The sequence below is a fragment of the Phycicoccus ginsengisoli genome, from assembly GCF_054779295.1.
Window position 1 is genome coordinate 59,736 of sequence record NZ_BAAGYN010000001.1, and the last position, 17,226, is coordinate 76,961.

Consider the following 17,226-nt stretch of genomic DNA (forward strand, 5'->3'; position numbering starts at 1 on the left):
AGCCCCAACGTCGTCATACTGGCCGAGACGCCTCGGCACGGCCTTCGGTTCCCCGCCAGGTCGGACCAGCTCAGTTCCCGGACACCTGCAGCGAGTGTCGGCCGCGCACGCGGCCGGAGATCCGACGGGTGGCCTCGGAGACTGCCGCGACAGCGGTCACGCCCACGTGAGGGCAGCGAGGGCCAGGTCCCACGTGCTGTGGTCGCGCAGTCGCGCAGCCTTCATGTCCCCAGACCCTCCTGCCGCACCTCCATCGAACGGCCCAGCCGTCCGATGGAGGTGCGGGCCGTTGACGGGTGGTGAACCCCTCAGTCGTCGCTCTTCAGGCTCGGATACTTCTTCTCGACGGCCGCCCGGACCTTCTTCTTCTCGTCAGCGGATCCGTGTTGGGCCACCCTGGCCAGTGCGTTCCGCGCGTGCTCGATGTCAGGAATCGGGTACTTCTCCTGCTCTGGCAGCGCAAACGACGACTTCTTCAGCCTGTCGCGGTTCTTGCTGTTGCTGAGGTCCTTGGACACCATGGTCTCCCTTCCTGAGGATCTGGTCGTGTGTTACCCACTTGGCGCACCCCCAACCACCGGTCCTGCCCTTGTCGAGGCTCGGGTTCACGCGTGCTGCCGTGCGTGAACGGCTTGGCGGCCCGGGCTGGTCGCCACGGTCGCGGTACGGGGCCAGGTCCACGCATACCGCAGGATGAGGGCGAGGAGGACGAGCTCCAGCACGACGCCGCAGCCGTAGTAGTACAGGTAGAACCCGCCTGCGACGTTGAAGACCGTGGCGGGGACGTAGAGCGAGGCAACGACGAGGTTCGTGATGCGGTTCGCCCGGGCGGCCAGCGTCGTCGACAGCACGACCATGAAGATCGGGATGGCCACGAGGGCCAGCGCTGAGATCGAGAAGGTCTGCGAGAGGTCGAACGTGTGGACCTTGCCGTCGAGGATGTCGGTGATGGTGCCGGGCGTGTAGAAGCCGAGGATGTCCACGTAGGCGTAGAGGAACATGAAGCTGGTCCACGCGGCGGCGAGTCTGACCCGCAACGGGATCCGCTGGTCCTCGAGGGTGGTTGTGGTGGGTTGGCGGGTGCTCACGACGGGCTCCGTTTCGCTGGTGGGGATCGGTGCCTCCACGATGGCCGGAGCCGGCGGCGATCTCGTCGGCCCGGAGGCCGCAGTTCGCCTGGCCGATGGCAGGGTCGCCCTCTTGTACTTTCGGCGGGTACGCCGGGTCGCGCCGATCCCTAGGCTCGAGCCGTGGTCACTGTCCGGCGCCGGCGGTCCCTCTGGGACGAGCCACGACCTGCCGACGCCCCGCCCGTCGGTCGGCTCGACTGGCTGCTGGTGGGCGGGTTCACGCTCGCCGTCCTGGTCGAGGGCATCGCTCGGCCGGGCCTGGCCTGGCGCGCCCTGGTGACGGTGCTCGCCCTGGCGCTGGTGCCTGCCCTGCTCTGGCGCCGGCACCGCCCCCTGGTGGCCGCCCTGGTCGGGTGGGGCGTCGCCGGGCTGCTCTCGGTCCTCCAGCTGGCTGCGTCCCCCGGTGACCTCGACCTCTATTCCATGCTGGCCGTCCTGGTCCTGCTCTACTCCCTGGTCCGGTGGGGTTCGGGACGGGAGATGGTCCTGGGGGCGGCGTTCGTGACGGTGGTCGTCGCGCTGGGGATGGATGCCTCCTCCGCGGGCTGGGCGGAGGTCTTCGGCGGGAGCGTCCTCGTGCTGTTGGTCGTCGCCCTCGCGGCAGTGTTCCGCTACCGCGCGGACCTCTGGCGTCGCCAGCAGCGCGAGATCCGCAACGAGGAGCGGGTGGCGCTGGCGCGGGAGCTGCACGACGTCGTCGCCCACCACGTGTCGGCCATCGCGGTGCAGGCGCAGGCTGGTGGCGTGGTGGCCGGCCTCCAGCCCGAGAAGGCTGCAGAGGTGCTGGCTGCGATCGAGTCCGAGGCGTCGCGAACCCTCGCGGAGATGCGGTCCATGGTGCGGGTGTTGCGCGAGGAGGAAGCCGTCCACTACTCGCCGCTGCCGGGCGTCGCGGACCTGCCTGCCCTGGCACGTGTCGACGGGACACCCACCGTCGAGGTCTCGCTGGACGGTCCGCTGACCCGGCTGGCACAACCCGTCGACGCCGCGCTCTACCGGCTCGCGCAGGAGTCGGTGACCAACGCCATACGCCATGCCCGGAGCGTGACCCACGTCGGCATCGACGTACGCCGCGAGGGTGACGCGGTGAGGCTGCGGGTCAGCGACGACGGACAGACCCAGCCGGGGCCGGCCCCGGAGCCCGGGTTCGGCCTGCGGGGCATGGCCGAACGCGCCCAGCTCCTCGGTGGATCGCTGTCCGCGGGCCCGGGCGCCGAGGGCGGCTGGGTGGTCGAGGCCGTGCTGCCCGTGGAGGCGCCGGCATGAGCATCCGTGTCGTCGTGGCCGACGACCAGGACCTGGTCCGGACCGGGCTGGTGATGATCCTCGGAGCGCAACCCGGCCTCCAGGTCGTGGGGGAGGCGGCGGACGGGCTCGCGGCGCTCGACCTGGCGACCCGGCTGCGTCCCGATGTCCTCCTCGTCGACATCCGGATGCCCGGGCTCGACGGCGTCGAGGTGACGCGGCGCCTGGCCGGGCCGGATGTGGCGGACCCGATGGCGGTCGTCGTGATCACCACCTTCGACCTCGACGAGTACGTCCTCGGCGCCCTGCGCGCCGGCGCCCGGGGCTTCCTGCTCAAGGACGCCGGGCCGGAGCTCCTCGTGCAGGCCATCCATGCGGCTGCCAGCGGGGACGCGCTCATCGCCCCCAACGTCACCCGCCGGCTCCTGGCGACGTTCGCCGACCAGGCCCCGGTGGTACCGGTCCAGCCCATCGACCCGCTCACCCCGCGCGAGGAGGAGGTGCTCGCGCTGGTGGCACGGGGCCGGACCAACGCCGAGATCGCCACCGAGCTCTACGTCGGCCTGAGCACGGTCAAGGCCCACGTCGCCTCGTTGATGGCCAAGCTCGGCGCCCGCAACCGCGTCGAGATCGCGATGTGGGCCTACGCCACCAGGCGCGTGAGGGCCGACTAGCCCTTCCTGCCCCCGAGGGCAGGCGAGCCCGGTCGGGACGTCGGTATGCCGGGCCGTTGCCTGCGGCGCGTGTCTCTGGGGAGGCGGCGCTAGGGTCGAGCGCATGCACGAACACGAGGGTTTCGACGAGGTCGCGGCGACGTGGGACGACGACGCCGGCCACGAGAAGCGTCAGGTCGCGGTGGCCCGGGCCATCGAGGAGACGGTCACCCTCACTCCTGGGACGCGTGCGCTCGACGTGGGCGGTGGCACCGGTCGGCTGAGCATCCTGCTCTCCGACCGCGTGGGCAGTGTGGTCGTGACCGACCCGTCCGCGGGGATGGTGCAGGTGGCGCGAGAGCGGATCGCGGCGGCGGGGCTGAGCGACCGGCTGCGCGCCGTCCAGGCAGACCTCACGACGGACCCGCTCGACGGCCCGTACGACGTGGCGTGGAGCTCCATGGCCCTGCACCACGTCCACGACCTCGACGCGCTGCTGCGGTCCGTGGCGGGACTCCTGGTCAGCGGTGGTCGACTCGCCATCGCGGACCTCGACGAGGACCCCGACGGCGCCTTCCACGCCGACAAGGCGCACTTCGACGGGCACCACGGGTTCGACAGGCGCCGTCTCGCCGACCGGCTGGCAGACGCCGGGTTCGTCGACGTCGAGTTCATCGACGCGACGACCATCCTCAAGGGCGACCGCGAGTTCGGGGTGTTCCTGTGCACGGCGACCAAGGGCGCCTGAGGCGCTCGTAGTCCGTGCCCTGGCCGCTCGTGGTCGTGGGTCGCGAGCCGAGGAGGCTCACGCGCTGCCGGCGCCGCCCCGATCATGGCCGGGGAGCCCGGGTACTCGAGGAAGCTCGACCGCGACGGCGACGGTGTCGCCTGCGAGAACTAACGGCAGCCCCTCAGTCGGCCAGTCGGACGAGGGCGGCCGCCTCGTCCTCGAACGCGGCGAGCAGGGCCTCCGGGTCCGGGACCAGCGCGGCGTCGGCCATGAGACCGACCTGGACGCTCCCGGCATACGTGAAGATGCACGTCCCGAGAGTTTGGCGACCCGACCCGGGGACCCAGCCCAGCACGCCGCCCACCGGCACCCCCGCGAGCGCGCGTCGCGAGGTCGGGCCCATGACGTTGGTCGTCACGCCGATCGCCTTGTCGGCGAAGAAGTCCACCAGCGCCCGCTCCACCGGCGGCACGGTCCGCGCGATGAGGCCCATGAGCGCGAAGGTCAGTGGCGCCTCGGGTGACTGCTTGAGCCAGTCCATCCGGCGCTTGGTCTCCGCCAGCCGGGCCAGCAGCCGCGTGGTGCCGCTGGGGTAGGTGAAGAACACCAGCGCGAACCGGTTCCCGAGCGACGGCGGCAGCGGTCGGTCCGGCCGGCGCAGGTTCACGGGCACCATCGTCACGAGGTCCACAGGCGCTCGGCCGTGCTCCTGCTGGTAGCGGCACAGCGCGCCGGCCATGGCGCCCATCAGCACGTCGTTGAGCGTCCCACCCTCGAGGTGCGCCACCTCCTTGAGCGCGTCCAGGGGCAGCGGGCGGGTCCACACCACCCGCTTGTATGCCGAGGGCTCGCCACTGAGCACGCTCGGTGGGCTGTGCGTCAGCAACAGCTGGCCCACGACCTCGACGGTGCGGATCCCGCTCTGCACCAACGCAGCTCCGCCCGCCGGCGTGCCCAGCCGCCTCATCCGGCCGAGCCCGTCTCGCACCAGGGCGGCCCCTGTGGTGACCGTGGGCACCAGTCGGAGCTGGTGCAGGGCGTGGCCGTCGGCCGGGGCCGCCTGTGCCGCATCTTCGGCGGCCGCCACGTGCAGCCGCGGTGACGTGCGGCTCCGGCCGTGGGTGCCACCCCGGCTGGCCGCCCCCTCCTCGTCGGTGAGCGAGTCGGTGAGGGACAGGAGCACGCGCGCCAGCGAGATGCCGTCCGCCATGGCGTGGTGGGTCCGGCTGAACACCACCGCGCCGTCGCCGTGGCCGTCGATGAGGTGCACTTCCCAGAGCGGGTGGTGGGGGTCGAACGACAGGTGGAGGTGGTCCTCGACGTGCGACTGCAGCGCGTGGTCGTCACCCGGCTCGGCGAGGGTGAGCCGCTTGACGTGCCGGTCGAGGTCGAAGGCGGGGTCGTCCTCCCAGAGGGGCAGGCCCAAACCCAACGGCGCAGGCGCCGGGCGCTGGTGGAAGACCGGGTACCGGTCCAGGACCCTGGCCTGCAGCAGCCGGACGACCTCGTCCCAGTCGGGCCGTGAGTCCAGGAACATCAGCGCGACGATGACCATGCGGTTGCTCGGCCGGTCCATGCTGAGCCAGATGGCGTCGACCGACTCGGTGCGCCTGCGCGTGCTTCCGGCCATGGCGGCTCCCGGGCGTCGCTGTGTCTCCGGGGTCCGATCCGCCCCGGCTCCCGTCCCAGCCAGCCTCCGGCAGTCACCCCCCGGCGACGTAGGGACGATGGTCCCCGCGTGCCGGGCCACCTCGACAGCCGTGCGGACTCGACCCCAACCGGGCGGCCTCGCCGAGCGGACGCCAGGACCGGGCGGTTCGCCGTCTCTGTCGGACAGGGCAGGGGGAGGCGGATACTCGGGGGAACGGTTCGGTGGCTCGGCCGTGCGGGAGAGGAGGTGCGCCGTGAGGTCCAGCCCTGGCGCGTCCGGCGACCCGGCGGTGGTGGGAGCGATCGAGCAGACGGTCCGGGACTATTACGAGGGCTGGTTCGACCAGGACCCGGAGCGCATGCGCCGTGCCCTCCATCCCGACCTCGTGAAGCGCAGTGTCACCGAGCCGACCGGGGCGGTGGAGACCCTGGGCTGCGCTGACATGGTCGAGGCCACCGCCCAGGGGGCCGGAACCCGACACCCGCCGGACCGCAGGTGGATCCGGATCTCCGTCAACCACGTGCACGGCGGCATCGCCGACGTCCACGTCGTCGGCGACGTGTACGTCGACTACCTGCACCTCGCGCGGTGCGAAGGCCGTTGGCGCATCGTCAACGCGCTGTGGGCTCCCGCCGACAGCGACAGCGACAGCGACAGCGACAGCGACCCCGACCCCGATGCCCGGCCCGTGAGCCGCGCGCCCGAGTGAAACTCTCGAGTGAGCCTCAGGAGGACAGGAAGGTCCTGACGACGGGCAGCACGACGTCCGGCTGCTCGTCCTGGGGGTCGTGCCCGGCACCTTCGACGAGCACGAGCTGGGAGTTGCGGATCCCCTGCGCCAGCTGCGTCTGGCACTCCGGCGGGAAGACGAAGTCGCGGTCCCCGGCGATGACGAGGGTGGGCTGGCCGATCTCCCCGAGGCGGTCGACCACCGACCAGGCGGGCATGAGCACTCTGCCGGCCTGGAGCAGCGCCTGGGGCCGGATGCGTGACCGCCACCCGCCGCCCGCCACCTCCCGGACCACGCCGCGCAGGCCGGCCGTGCCGCCGTACAGGCTGCTGATCCGCCACATGATCAAGGGGTACTCGCGCGGCCTGAAGTCCCCGGTGAACCAGCGTCGGACCAGCGCCGCCCTGTCGGGCGAGACGCCTCGCCGGACCAGCAGCTCAGGCGCGTGGTCGCGCGCCCAGCCGCTGTCCGCGCCGGTGTCCATGAGGACGAGCCGGGAGACGCGGTCGGGGTGGCGCAGGGAGTACTCGAGGGCGACGTGCCCGCCGAAGGAGTGGCCGAGGACGGCCCACGACTCGAAGCCGAGGTGCTCGCGCAGCGCCTCCGCGTCACCGACGAGGTTCGGCCAGGTCATGGTGCTGGCCGGCACCCCGACGGACCGCCCGTTGCACCGGTGGTCGTAGAAGACGAGGGTGAACCGGTCGGCGAGCCGGCGGAAAGTGGAGAGCGTCCAGAGGTCGGCGCTCGGACCGCCGTGCATCAGCAGGAGGGGGTCGCCTCGACCGACCACGTCGACGTGGAGCGACACGTCGCCGAGCCGGATCCTCCGCGGCCACTGCCCCTTCCGCCGCTTCAGGGTGGGCATGCCGTCACCCCCGCCCGGCAGCGCGGCCCTCGCCCGGGTCCTCGACATCCTCGCCATCCCTCCTCCTGTCCGGTCACGGTGCGGGCGGACAGGGGGCGGCGGCCAGAGCCGAACGTCCCAGTGTCGGGACGATCGGCCCGGGAGCCCGCCGGGGGCTGTGGCGAGGCTGGGAGGACACCGGTGAGGGGATGACACCGACGAGGCGAGGGTTGCAGCGATGCGCGTGGACAGGTTGACCGCTGACGACCGGATCGTGCTGTGGATGGACGCAACGTGGGCGCAGGACGTCGGCGTGGTCGCCGTCCTCGAGGGAGGGCCGCTCCTGGACACCGGCGGCGACATCCGCCTCGACGAGGTGCGTGCCGCCGTTGGCCGCCGACTCCACGTCCTGCCCCGGTCGCGGCAGGTCCTCCTCACCCCGCCGCGCGGCCTGGGGTGGCCGCTGTGGGTCGACGACCCGTCCTTCGACGTGCGCAGGCACGTGCGTGAGGCGCACGTCCCGGCGCCCGGCGGGTATGCCGAGCTGCTCGCGACCGTCGAGCGGCTGCGGCGGCGACGCCTCGACGCCGCGCTGCCCCTGTGGCAGGTCTGGCTCCTGCCGGGCCTCGCCGACGGCCGGGTCGGGCTGTTCCTGCGCCTCCACCACGTGGTGGCCGACGGGATGGCCGGGCTCGCCACCCTCGCCGCCCTGCTGGACCCGGGCGAGGACCGGGGCGCCGCGCCGCATCCGTGGGTGCTGCGTGACCGACCGACGCCGACCGAGCTGTTCCTGGACAACGTGCGCCGCGCGGGCGAGTCGATCCGCCGGGCGTCGACCTGGGTCCGGCGGCCCGGGAGGTCCCTCCGGTCGCTGCGGGCTGCCGGGCCGGCGACCCGCGAGCTGATGACCGGGCCGCCGGGGCCGAGGACGAGCCTGGACGGGGTCATCGGCCAGGACCGGGCACTGGCCGTGGCCGCCTGCGACCTCGCCGACGTCACGACGGTGGCCAAGGCCCACGGGGCCACGGTCAACGACGTCCTCCTGGCGATGATCGCCGGGGGCCTGCGCTCGCTGCTGCTGAGCCGCGGCGAGGACGTCCAGGGGCTGGAGCTGCCCGTCGACGTCCCGACGTCGCTTCGCCGGGGCCACGAGGACCGGCCCCAGGGCAACGACATCAGCCAGATCACCGTTCGCCTGCCGGTCGGCCTGCCGCACCCGGAAGCACGCCTGCGGCGGATCACGTCCGCGATGACCCGGCGCAAGGCGCTGACCAGGCCCTCGCTGGGCACGACCTTCCGCAGCAGGGTGGTCAGCCGATACCTGCTCAAGCTCGTCATCCGCCAGCGCGTCAACGTCACCAGCGCAGACCTGGTCGGCCCGACCTCCCGGCTGCGGCTGGCCGGCGCAGAGGTGCTCGAGCTGTTCCCGCTCGTGAACCTCGTGGGCAACGTCACGCTCGGCGTCGGTGCGATGTCGTATGCCGGCCGGTTCGACCTCCTCGTGGTGGCGGACGCCGCGCTGCAGCCCGACGTGGACGTCGTCGCCGCGGGCGCGCTCGAGGAGCTGAGGGCGCTGATGGGCGCCCATGCACAGCAGGCGGGCTCGCGGTGACGCCACGACCGCACCGTCCACACCCGGCCACCACGGTGGCGGCGGCCATCACGGCCGCGGGCACCACGGCATACCTGCTCTGGGTGCGGCCGCGGATCCTCCGGTGGGGCGCGACGCCGGCGGAGCAGGCGGCCTCCTACCCGGGTGACGAACTGGTCCCCGTCCCCACGGGAGGAGCCACCATGGCGGCCACGCTGCCGGTCAGGCCTGAGGTCCTGTGGCCCTGGCTCGTCCAGATGGGTGGTGACCGTGGTGGCTGGTACAGCCGGGACTGGCTGGACAACCACGGCAGGCCGAGCGCCGACCGGATCGTGCCCGAGTGGCAACACCTCGAGGTCGGGCAGCGCGTGGCCCGCACGTCGGCCCCCGGTCGGGCGCCCGGCACCTTCGTCGTCGCTGCCCTGGAACCGGCCCGGACCCTCGTGCTGCGTTCCACCTACGGCATGTTCACCGGCCTCGATCTCGACCCCGGCGCGAGCCTGCGGCCCCGGGCCTGGGTGGACGCGATGTGGGGCTTCCACCTCCGTCCGGTCGAGGGAGGGGCGACGCGGCTCGTCGTCCGCACCCGGAGCCGGGGCTCGCCCTGTCCGTTGGGTCGTGCGCTGAACGTCGTGCTCGGTGAGCTCCTCCACCTCTTCCTGCAGACGCGCCAGTTCCGCAACCTCGAACGGCTGGCCACCGGTCCCGGGCAGCTGGCCGCGGCACAGCCCTCGCCTACCGGAGCGTGTGGGCCCCCGCACCCGGATCGGGCGGCGCCTCGGCGTCGCTGGTCGCAGGGGTGACGTGCAGAGCGCGGTCGATCTCCGCCTGGCCCAGCGGCTGCAGGGCGGCGGCAGCGCTCGCCATGAGCTCGCCAAGGAGCTCGATCTCCTGCCGGAGGGCGGAGTCCGTCAGCTCGGCCGCTGGGGTCGTCTCGTCCGCGTCGTCCATGTGCCAGGCCACTTCCGTCGGTGCTGTCGTGCGGACCTGTGCAACGAGGGTGGCCCGGCCAGGCTCCGGCCGCGGCGTCGAAATCAGCCGAACGGCCGATCCCATAACCCCTGAATGGCGGGGAAATCGGGCCGCCGAGAGTGCGCGGGGAGAGGGGGAGGGGGCGGGGGCGGGTCTGCGAGATGGCAGCCGCGGCGGCCCGCCGAGACCGCAGGTGGGGCGCAGGGGGGAGTCCCGGCGGCAACCGGTCGGGTGCGGGGGCCAGTGCCGTCGCCGCACCGGCCATCCCTCGTTGCCGGTGCGGCGACGCGTCCCGCAGCAAGCCCCTGAGCCGGCGGGACGGACAAGGCGCCCTGCCGCACCACGAGGATCCACCCTCCGTTGCAGCAGGTGCATCCACCATCCGGGTGAGAGGTGTGCCAGCTCTGGACTAGCCCCCGCCCCCACCCCCGCCATCTCCCCCGATTCCCCCACCGGTGTAGCCGACGATCCCGTCGGCGTCCACGGGGACCTGCCGGGCGGGGTTCCAGCGCCCGCTGTCGGGGTTGAAGCCGGCCTTCGCCCACTCGCCCTCCTCCTCCGGCTCGGGATCCAGGCCGTCCCACACGGCATACCGACCGAAGAGGCCGAAGCACTCCTCGCTGTGGATGACCGCCCGCGCCAGCGCCACCAGCGCGGCGGGTTGGCAGGCACCGAGGAAGGCGTTGGGGCTGCGCCGCTCGCCGAGGACGACGAGGCGGGCCAGCTGAGCGGTGTCGTCCGGGGTCAGGCGCTGGCCGGCGACCAGGCCGCCCTGGACCGCAGCCAGGACCGCGCGGCGCACCGCCGCTGTGGCTGGTCGTGGCCGGCCCCACCCGAGGTCCGGCACGAGGCCGACCACTGTCGACTGTCCTCCGTCGCGGGGCGGTGCGCACTCCACCATCCGTCGTATGCGTATCCGCTACCCCAGGCCTGCCGAGATGCAGGGGCAGGGCCCTCCTCCGCGGTCAGGCCGGTGACGGCTTCGGTGCAGCCCGTCGGCGGAGGGCCAGGACCGCCACGTCGTCGCGGCGCTCGGTGCCGAGCATGGAGTCCGCGACGGCTGCGAGGGTCTCGCCGAGGGGTTCGCCGGCCAGCCGACCGTCAGCTGCGCGTTCGCCGATCGTGCCGGCGAGCTGCTGGAGCCTTCGCTCGATGTCCTCACCCCGCCGCTCGACGAGCCCGTCGGTGAACAGGACCAGCGTGTCGCCTGTCCCGAAGGGGAACGCCGCGGCCGAGCGCGGGGTAGGCGCGACGGCCGGGTCGATGCCCAGCAGGGGGGACCGCGCCAGGTCCATGTACGCGGTGCTGCCGTCCGCGCGGACCAGCAGCGGCGGCGGGTGGCCGGCCAGGGTGACGGTCGCCAGGTCGGCCTCCGGGTCGAGCAGCAGGTAGGCCGCGCTGGCCAGGGGGATCAGCGCCTCGCGTTCCATGTACCGGTCGACCGCGCTGGCGAGGGCTGCGGGGTCGGAGTCCTGGGTCATGAGGATGCGGGTGGCGCCGCGCAGGCGCGACCCGGCGACGGCGGCGTCGACCCCCCGGCCCATCACGTCGCCCATGACGACGCCGAGCCGACCGTCGGGCAGGACCGCGACGTCGTAGAAGTCGCCGCCTACCTCCGTCCGGCCGGACTGCTGGTAGAGGTCGGCGAACTCCCACCCCTCGAGCACCGGGAGCTCCTGCGGTGACAGGGTGGCCTGCAGTTCCGCGGTGACCCGGCGGCTCTCGGAGTACAGCTCGGAGTTGTCGATCGCCAGGCCGCCCCGACGCCCGAGGTCCTCGGCGAAGGGCACGTCGGCCGCGGTGTAGCGCCGGCCCGACTCCGCCGCGACGAAGGTCAGGACCCCGAGGACGCGCTCGTGCGCCCGCAGCGGCACGGACAGCGCACTGCGCAGCCCCAGCTCGCGGGCGACGCGCAGGTGCTCAGGGTCGAGAGTGCCGGCCACGAGCATCTCGTCGGTGACCTCCTCGACGAGCAGGCTCTCGCCGGTGCGGGCCACCACGGCCGAGCCGCTGGGGCGTTCGGGGTCCGACGGCCAGCGCGACTGGACCTCGCGGGCCAGGGCCACCTTGTCCGGGTCGACGTGGGCCACCGTCAGGTTGCGCAGCACGCCGTCCTCCAGCACCTCGACGGCGCACCAGTCGGCGTGGAAGGGCACGGCGAGGCCGGCCACCTGGGTGAGCGTCTCATAGTAGTCCATGGTCGACGCGAGCACGGTCGAGGCGTCGGCGAGGAACTGCAGCCGTGCCTGCTGGTCCGCACGCTCCGCCTCGGCGGCGAGCCGCAGCACGGTCTGGGCGCAGACGTCGGCCAGCACGGACAGGACCGCGAGCTCGTCCTCGGCGAGGTGGACGCACCGGTCGTCGAACCGGAACGCCATGGCCCCCAGGGCCTGCGTGTCGCCGGCGCGTCGCAGGAGCGGGAGGGTGACCGACGACCGCTCCACGCCGTCGTCCAGGCTGGGGTAGCGGGCGACGAGCTCGGCCCGGTCGCGGATGCGGACGACCGACCCGGTGCGGACCGCCTCGCCCAGGGGTCCCTCGAGGTCGATGTCGAAGAGCGAGTACTGCGTGATCTGCTCGGGGTTGAGCCCGACCGTGCCGTGGGCGCGGAGCTGCCGGGCCCCTTCACGCACCACGACGATGGCGGCGTCGGCCTCGAGCACCCGGCCCGCCTCACGGGTGATGACGTCGGACAGGGTTGCCAGGTCGTCGGCCTCGGCCAGGTGCGCGGTCACCGCCGAGAGCGCCACGAGGCGCGACGGACCGCTGTCGTCACCCTCCGGCGCTGCCGTCCCTAGTGCCATCCGTCGTCCCTTGCAGAAGAACGAGGCAGCTGCGCACGTTCGCGCGTGGAGGCCATCGGGTTGAGGCATCCTCGACGCCGCCAAAATACCGCCTCGCGCCCTCATCGCACCCGGTTCTGCCCGGTTCCGGTCCCTTCGGGCCGGGTCGCGGCCACACGACCGTCAGAGGAACTGCGCCGGGTCGAACTCCTCGATCGGGATGATCCGGACGCGGGGGAGCCGCTCGTTGAACGCCGAGACGTCGTACTCGAGGTCGAACATCTCTAGCCCGTCCTCGGCGAGCTCGACGAAGTCCCGGTTGCGGAACTCGGTGAAGCCCACGAGCCCGACCCGGCGCCCGTCGAGCAGGTCCTCGACCTGGTCGACGAAGTCGCCGTCGTTGCTGACGAGGAGCACGTCCGCCTCCCGCGACCGCAGCTCGCCGAGGGTCCGCTGGATGGCGATGTCGACGACCTTCTCGCCGGCTGCCCCCGACAGGGCGATCGGCCGGTAACCGATGGCGAGCAGGGCCTGCACGAACGCCATGGGCAGCTCGGTGTTGGCCGCGAGGAAGAACAGGCCGGTCGCGTCCTGGCCCCAGCGCTCGCGGGCGAACTGCAGCAGCCGCTCCCAGCGCGGCCGCTCCTCCGGCCGCGGCCGCCGGCCCAGGATCGAGTTGCCGAGCGTGGCGTCGAGGTTCTCCCCGTCGACGAGGACGTAGGTGGTGCGCGGTGCCTGGGACATGACCCGAGGCTAGAGCCAGTCGACGTCCGCCGCCGCCCTCCCCCCGGCCAGCCGCGCGTATCCCGGGCCGCGGTCGAAGAACGGCTGGCCGCTGGCCTGACCGCCCGACTCCTCGCGCTCGCCGCGCATCCGGGCGCGGAGGGCGTCGCTCGCCGTCTCGTCGAGCACCGGCTCGTCCTTGGTCCCCGACGCGACGACGCCGTAGTCCCGTCGTGCGCCCTCGAAGGACACCTTGCCCCAGCGCAGGTCCTGCTCCACCTCGGCGTACGGGCGCTCGAGCGGGTCGCCCCACCCGCCGCCGCCGGTCGTGCGGATCCGGATGACCTGCCCGGCCCGCACCGGCTCGGCATCGGCCAGCGCGTCGACCTCCCGCTCGTCCGGCCCGCCGGGGTCGATGGTGACGCTGAACGGCATACCGGCCCTCCCGCCCTTGACCCCCCAGCAGGCGAGGATCGAGCGGTCGGCGATCGACATGAAGTGCGCGTCGCGCAGCATCCGGAGGTGCTTCTCGTAGCCCAGGCCGCCGCGGTGCCGGCCGGCGCCGCCGGAGTCGACGGCCAGGCCGAGCCGCTCCACCACGAACGGGAAGCGCGACTCGGTGAACTCGGTCGGCAGGTTCCGGCTGTCGGGGACGACGTGGATCGTGTCCTCGCCGTCGGCGTAGTAGCGGCCTCCGGAGCCGCCGCCGAGGACCTCGCGCATGAGGTAGTCGTCTCCGTTGCGGTCCTTGCCGTAGACGCCGGTGTAGCGGATCGTCTCCTGGTCGGCCGGCATCCGGCCGTCGACGGCCTTGGCGACGACCCCGGCGAGCACGCCGAGCAGCCGCAGGATGACGAAGGTGCGCGCGTTGGTCGGCGCAGGGTAGATCGGCGTGAGCAGGGTGCCCTTGTCGGGGAAGCGCATCTCGATCAGCGGCACCACACCCTCGTTGACGTCGAGCTCGGCCATCCGCTCGGGCGACTCGGCGAGGTTGCGCAGGATCGGCGCGAGCCACTTCTTGAGGAAGTTGCCGCCGACGAAGTCGCCGCAGTGGTTGATCGGCCCCTTGGCCTGCGGGCTGGTTCCGGTGAAGTCGATGATGAGCCGTGGCCCGGCGGGGCGCCCGTTCTCGGGGTCGGCCGGGGCGTCGCTGACCTTGGTGAGCGTGATCCGCTGGGTGTGCAGCTGCGGCTCGTCGACGCCGTCGTGCTCGGCGTAGTCCTCCCAGACGTAGGTGCCGTCGGGGATCTGCGACAGGATCTCGCGCCGGTAGGTCTCGGTCGTGCGGTCGAGGATCGTGTCGAAGGCCGCCTCGATGTCCTCCCGGCCGTAGCGCGCGAACAGCTCGCCGAGGCGCCGCGCCCCCATGAGGCAGGCCGAGCACTCGGCGTCGAGGTCGGCGGCCAGGCTGTCGGGCATCCGGCTGTTGCGGGTCATGATCCGCAGGGCGGCGCGGTTGGGGACTCCCTTGTCCCACAACCGGATCGGGGGCACCGAGAGGCCCTCCTCGAAGACCGTCCGCGCGTTGCTGGGCATCGACCCCGGCACCGCGCCGCCGATGTCGTCGTGGTGCCCGAACGCCTGCACGAACGCCACCACCTCGCCCTCGTGGAACACCGGCACCGTCACACACAGGTCCGGCAGGTGCCCGATCCCGCCCTCGGACTCGTAGACGTCGTTGTGGAAGAACACGTCGCCCTCGGACATCTGCGCAATCGGGAAGTCTCGGACGACCGGGTGCACCAGCGCCGAGTACGACCGCCCCGTGAGCTTGCGCAGCTGCCGGTCGTGGATGCCGGCGCGGAAGTCGTGCGCGTCGCGGATCATCGGGCTGCGGCTGGTGCGCGCGATCGCGGTCTCGACCTCGAGCTCCACGCTGGCCAGGGTGCCCTGGACGATCTCGACGAGGATCGGGTCGACGTCCGTGCCCTCGGGGGTCAGTCGCTTCCCGTGCTCGTATGCCGTGGGCAGGCCGGCGGGGTTCATCGGTCGCCTCCCGTCGTGGTCGCCGTGGCGGTTGTCGTGGCGGTCGCGGTCAGGGGCGCCGCGCTGGTCGCGGTCGTGCGGGTGAGGACCAGGTTGCCGATGCGGTCGACCCGGGCGGTGAAGCCGGGGTGGACCGGGACGGTCGAGCCGAACTCCTCCACGATCGCCGGGCCGTCGAAGGTGTCGCCGACCCCCAGGTCGGGCCGCCACAGCACCGGTGTCTCGACGTACCCGGCGTCCGCGTCGAAGCAGACCGGCCGGGTCGAGGTCTGCGCGCGATCCCCGGACGGGGAAGGGCCCGGACCGGCCGGGGACTCGGGGAGGTCGCGGGACTCGGGGAGGTCGCGGAGCTCGGGACGGGTGATCGGGCCGATCCCGGTGACGCGCAGGTTGACCCACTCGACGTGCTGGCTGGGGTCACCGGCGAAGTCATAGCCGTACAGCGCGCGGTGCTCGGCGTGGAAGGCCTCGGCGACGGCACCGGCATACGCCGCGTCGACCTGTCCCGAGCCACCCTCGGGGGCCGCGACGCGCACCTCGAAGGCCTGGCCGAAGTAGCGCAGGTCGACGGTCCGCACGTACCGGTGCCGGTCGCGGGGGAAGCCCTCGGCGTCGAGGGCCCTCGCGGCCCGGTCGGTCAGCTCGTCGAAGGTCTTCTGCACGGCGGCCAGGTCGAGGGCGTCGTGGCGGGCCACCATCGTCTGCACGTAGTCGTTCTTCACGTCGACCGTGAGCAGCCCGAAGGCGCTGACGTTCCCCGGGTTCCGGGGCACGACGACCCCAGCCAGGTCGAGGATGTCGACGAGCCGGCAGGCGAGCAGCGACCCCGACCCGCCGAAGGTGGCGAGCATGAAGTCGCGGACGTCGAGGCCCCGCTTCACCGACACCTGGCGCAGGGCGTTGGCCTGGTTCCAGGCGCTGATCTCCAGGATGCCGGTGGCGCAGCGGGTCGGGTCGAGCCCGAGCCGTTGCGCCAGCGCGTCGACGCCGGTGCGGGCGGCCTCGACGTCGAGCGGGATCTCGCCGCCGAGCAGGTGCGGCGGGATCCGTCCGAGGACGACGTGCGCGTCGGTGATGGTCGGCTCGGTGCCGCCTTGGCCGTAGCAGAGCGGACCCGGGTCGGCGCCCGCGGACTGCGGCCCGACCTTGAGCGTGCCCTCGGGGGAGACCCACGCGATCGAGCCGCCACCGGCCCCCACAGTCACGACGTCGATCATCGGGATCTTGCTGGGGTAGGCGCCGACCGTGCCCTCGGTCGTCAGCGTCGGCTCACCGTCGAGCACCACCGACACGTCGGTCGAGGTGCCACCGCCGTCGCACGTGAGCACCTTCGCGAACCCGGCGCGCGCGGCGACGAGCCCGGCGCCCAGGGCCCCGGCCGCCGGCCCGGACAGGACGGTCGTGATCGGCTGGTGGACGACCTCGTCGGCCGACAGGACACCGCCGTTGGACTTCATGATCGAGAACGGCACGCCGGGCGCGATCGCGTCGAGCCGCTCGTGGATGTTGGCGACGTACCGCGAGACGCTGGGCTTCACCGCGGCGTCGACGAGGGTCGTCATCGACCGCTCGTACTCGCGGTACTCGCGCAGGACCTCGCTCGAGATCGACACGACCGCCTCGGGGTGCTCGCGCCGCAGCACCTCGCGCATCGCGAGCTCATGGCCGTCGTCGGCGTAGGAGTGGAGGAAGCACACGCCGATCGTGGTGATCCCGCGCTCGCGGAACCACCGTGCGGCGGCCACGGCGGACGCCTCGTCGAACGGGCGGATCTCGTTGCCCTGGAAGTCGATCCGACCACCGACGGTGCGCACGAGGTCCGCCGGCACGATGCGTGGCGGCTTGACCCAGAAGTAGGAGTTGCCGTACCCGTCGGGGACGGCCTGCCGGGCGATCTCGAGCATGAACTCGTAGCCCTCGGTCGTCACGAACCCCAGCCGCTCGACCTTGCCCTCGAGCAGCTTGTTGGTCGCGACGGTCGTCCCGTGGCTGACCGAGCTGATGTCGGACCCGGTGGCCCCCATGAGGCCGAGCACCTTCTCGACCCCGGTGATGAACCCGTCGGCCGGGTTCGCCGGCGTCGACGGCGTCTTGGTCGTGACGAGGTCGCCGGTCTCCTCGTCGACCGCGACCACGTCGGTGAACGTCCCGCCGGTGTCGATGCCGATCCGGATCCGTCGCGCCATGC

General features: G+C 72.8%; 15 protein-coding genes and 1 pseudogene. 7 read left to right on the forward strand and 9 right to left on the reverse strand.

Annotated elements, in window-relative coordinates; translation table 11 throughout:
* Nucleotides 1-308: 308 nt before the first annotated feature.
* Both ACYVDO_RS00290 and ACYVDO_RS00295 read right to left on the reverse strand, forming a co-directional pair.
* Nucleotides 309-518, reverse strand: coding sequence for a DUF6582 domain-containing protein (locus tag ACYVDO_RS00290; protein WP_460931856.1), 210 nt, complete (start codon nt 516-518; stop codon nt 309-311).
* An 87-nt stretch (nt 519-605) separates the two neighbouring features.
* Entirely contained in the window at nt 606-1,088 is a 483-nt protein-coding gene (locus tag ACYVDO_RS00295; protein ID WP_460931858.1) for a DUF6326 family protein, read from the reverse strand.
* Between the two features lie 162 nt (nt 1,089-1,250).
* On the opposite strand from ACYVDO_RS00295, the gene ACYVDO_RS00300 reads away from it, so the two are divergent.
* The 4 genes and pseudogenes from ACYVDO_RS00300 to ACYVDO_RS00315 form a co-directional block, all read left to right on the forward strand.
* A complete protein-coding gene (locus ACYVDO_RS00300; protein WP_460931860.1) occupies nt 1,251-2,396 on the forward strand; it encodes a sensor histidine kinase in 1,146 nt (381 codons plus the stop codon).
* Complete coding sequence (locus tag ACYVDO_RS00305) at nt 2,393-3,049, forward strand: response regulator (protein ID WP_460931862.1); 657 nt, start codon at nt 2,393-2,395, stop codon at nt 3,047-3,049. Before ACYVDO_RS00300 ends, ACYVDO_RS00305 begins: the two co-directional genes overlap by 4 nt.
* 103 nt (nt 3,050-3,152) lie before the next feature.
* Nucleotides 3,153-3,776 carry a class I SAM-dependent methyltransferase gene (locus ACYVDO_RS00310; RefSeq protein ID WP_460931864.1) on the forward strand — a complete coding sequence of 208 codons (624 nt, stop codon included), beginning with the start codon at nt 3,153-3,155 and terminating at the stop codon, nt 3,774-3,776.
* Between the two features lie 72 nt (nt 3,777-3,848).
* Nucleotides 3,849-3,929: pseudogene (locus ACYVDO_RS00315) on the forward strand (excalibur calcium-binding domain-containing protein); the annotation flags it as partial.
* 10 nt (nt 3,930-3,939) lie between these two features.
* On the opposite strand, the gene ACYVDO_RS00320 reads toward ACYVDO_RS00315, so the two are convergent.
* Entirely contained in the window at nt 3,940-5,388 is a 1,449-nt protein-coding gene (locus ACYVDO_RS00320) for a wax ester/triacylglycerol synthase family O-acyltransferase (RefSeq protein WP_460931866.1), read from the reverse strand.
* 274 nt (nt 5,389-5,662) lie between these two features.
* Here ACYVDO_RS00320 and ACYVDO_RS00325 point away from each other — a divergent pair, with 274 nt between their 5' ends.
* Nucleotides 5,663-6,118, forward strand: coding sequence for a nuclear transport factor 2 family protein (locus tag ACYVDO_RS00325; RefSeq protein ID WP_460931868.1), 456 nt, complete (start codon nt 5,663-5,665; stop codon nt 6,116-6,118).
* Nucleotides 6,119-6,134: 16 nt separating this feature from the next.
* Here ACYVDO_RS00325 and ACYVDO_RS00330 read toward each other — a convergent pair whose 3' ends face one another.
* Nucleotides 6,135-7,004, reverse strand: coding sequence for an alpha/beta fold hydrolase (locus ACYVDO_RS00330; protein ID WP_460931870.1), 870 nt, complete (start codon nt 7,002-7,004; stop codon nt 6,135-6,137).
* Nucleotides 7,005-7,221: 217 nt separating this feature from the next.
* Here ACYVDO_RS00330 and ACYVDO_RS00335 point away from each other — a divergent pair, with 217 nt between their 5' ends.
* Together ACYVDO_RS00335 and ACYVDO_RS00340 are read left to right on the forward strand one after the other, a co-directional pair.
* Nucleotides 7,222-8,595: a wax ester/triacylglycerol synthase domain-containing protein gene (locus tag ACYVDO_RS00335; protein ID WP_460931872.1), complete on the forward strand. Its 1,374-nt coding sequence runs from the start codon at nt 7,222-7,224 to the stop codon at nt 8,593-8,595.
* Complete coding sequence (locus ACYVDO_RS00340; protein WP_460931874.1) at nt 8,592-9,377, forward strand: hypothetical protein; 786 nt, start codon at nt 8,592-8,594, stop codon at nt 9,375-9,377. Before ACYVDO_RS00335 ends, ACYVDO_RS00340 begins: the two co-directional genes overlap by 4 nt.
* 578 nt (nt 9,378-9,955) lie before the next feature.
* Here ACYVDO_RS00340 and ACYVDO_RS00345 read toward each other — a convergent pair.
* The 5 genes from ACYVDO_RS00345 to ACYVDO_RS00365 form a co-directional block, all read right to left on the reverse strand.
* A complete protein-coding gene (locus tag ACYVDO_RS00345; protein WP_460931876.1) occupies nt 9,956-10,348 on the reverse strand; it encodes a hypothetical protein in 393 nt (130 codons plus the stop codon).
* A gap of 163 nt (nt 10,349-10,511) precedes the next feature.
* Nucleotides 10,512-12,350: a SpoIIE family protein phosphatase gene (locus ACYVDO_RS00350; RefSeq protein WP_460931878.1), complete on the reverse strand. Its 1,839-nt coding sequence runs from the start codon at nt 12,348-12,350 to the stop codon at nt 10,512-10,514.
* Nucleotides 12,351-12,512: 162 nt separating this feature from the next.
* Complete coding sequence (locus ACYVDO_RS00355) at nt 12,513-13,073, reverse strand: NYN domain-containing protein (protein WP_460931880.1); 561 nt, start codon at nt 13,071-13,073, stop codon at nt 12,513-12,515.
* Between the two features lie 9 nt (nt 13,074-13,082).
* Entirely contained in the window at nt 13,083-15,038 is a 1,956-nt protein-coding gene (locus tag ACYVDO_RS00360; protein WP_460931882.1) for a hydantoinase B/oxoprolinase family protein, read from the reverse strand.
* Nucleotides 15,035-17,224, reverse strand: coding sequence for a hydantoinase/oxoprolinase family protein (locus ACYVDO_RS00365; protein WP_460931884.1), 2,190 nt, complete (start codon nt 17,222-17,224; stop codon nt 15,035-15,037). The genes ACYVDO_RS00360 and ACYVDO_RS00365 overlap by 4 nt, the downstream gene beginning before the upstream one ends.
* Nucleotides 17,225-17,226 lie beyond the last annotated feature (2 nt).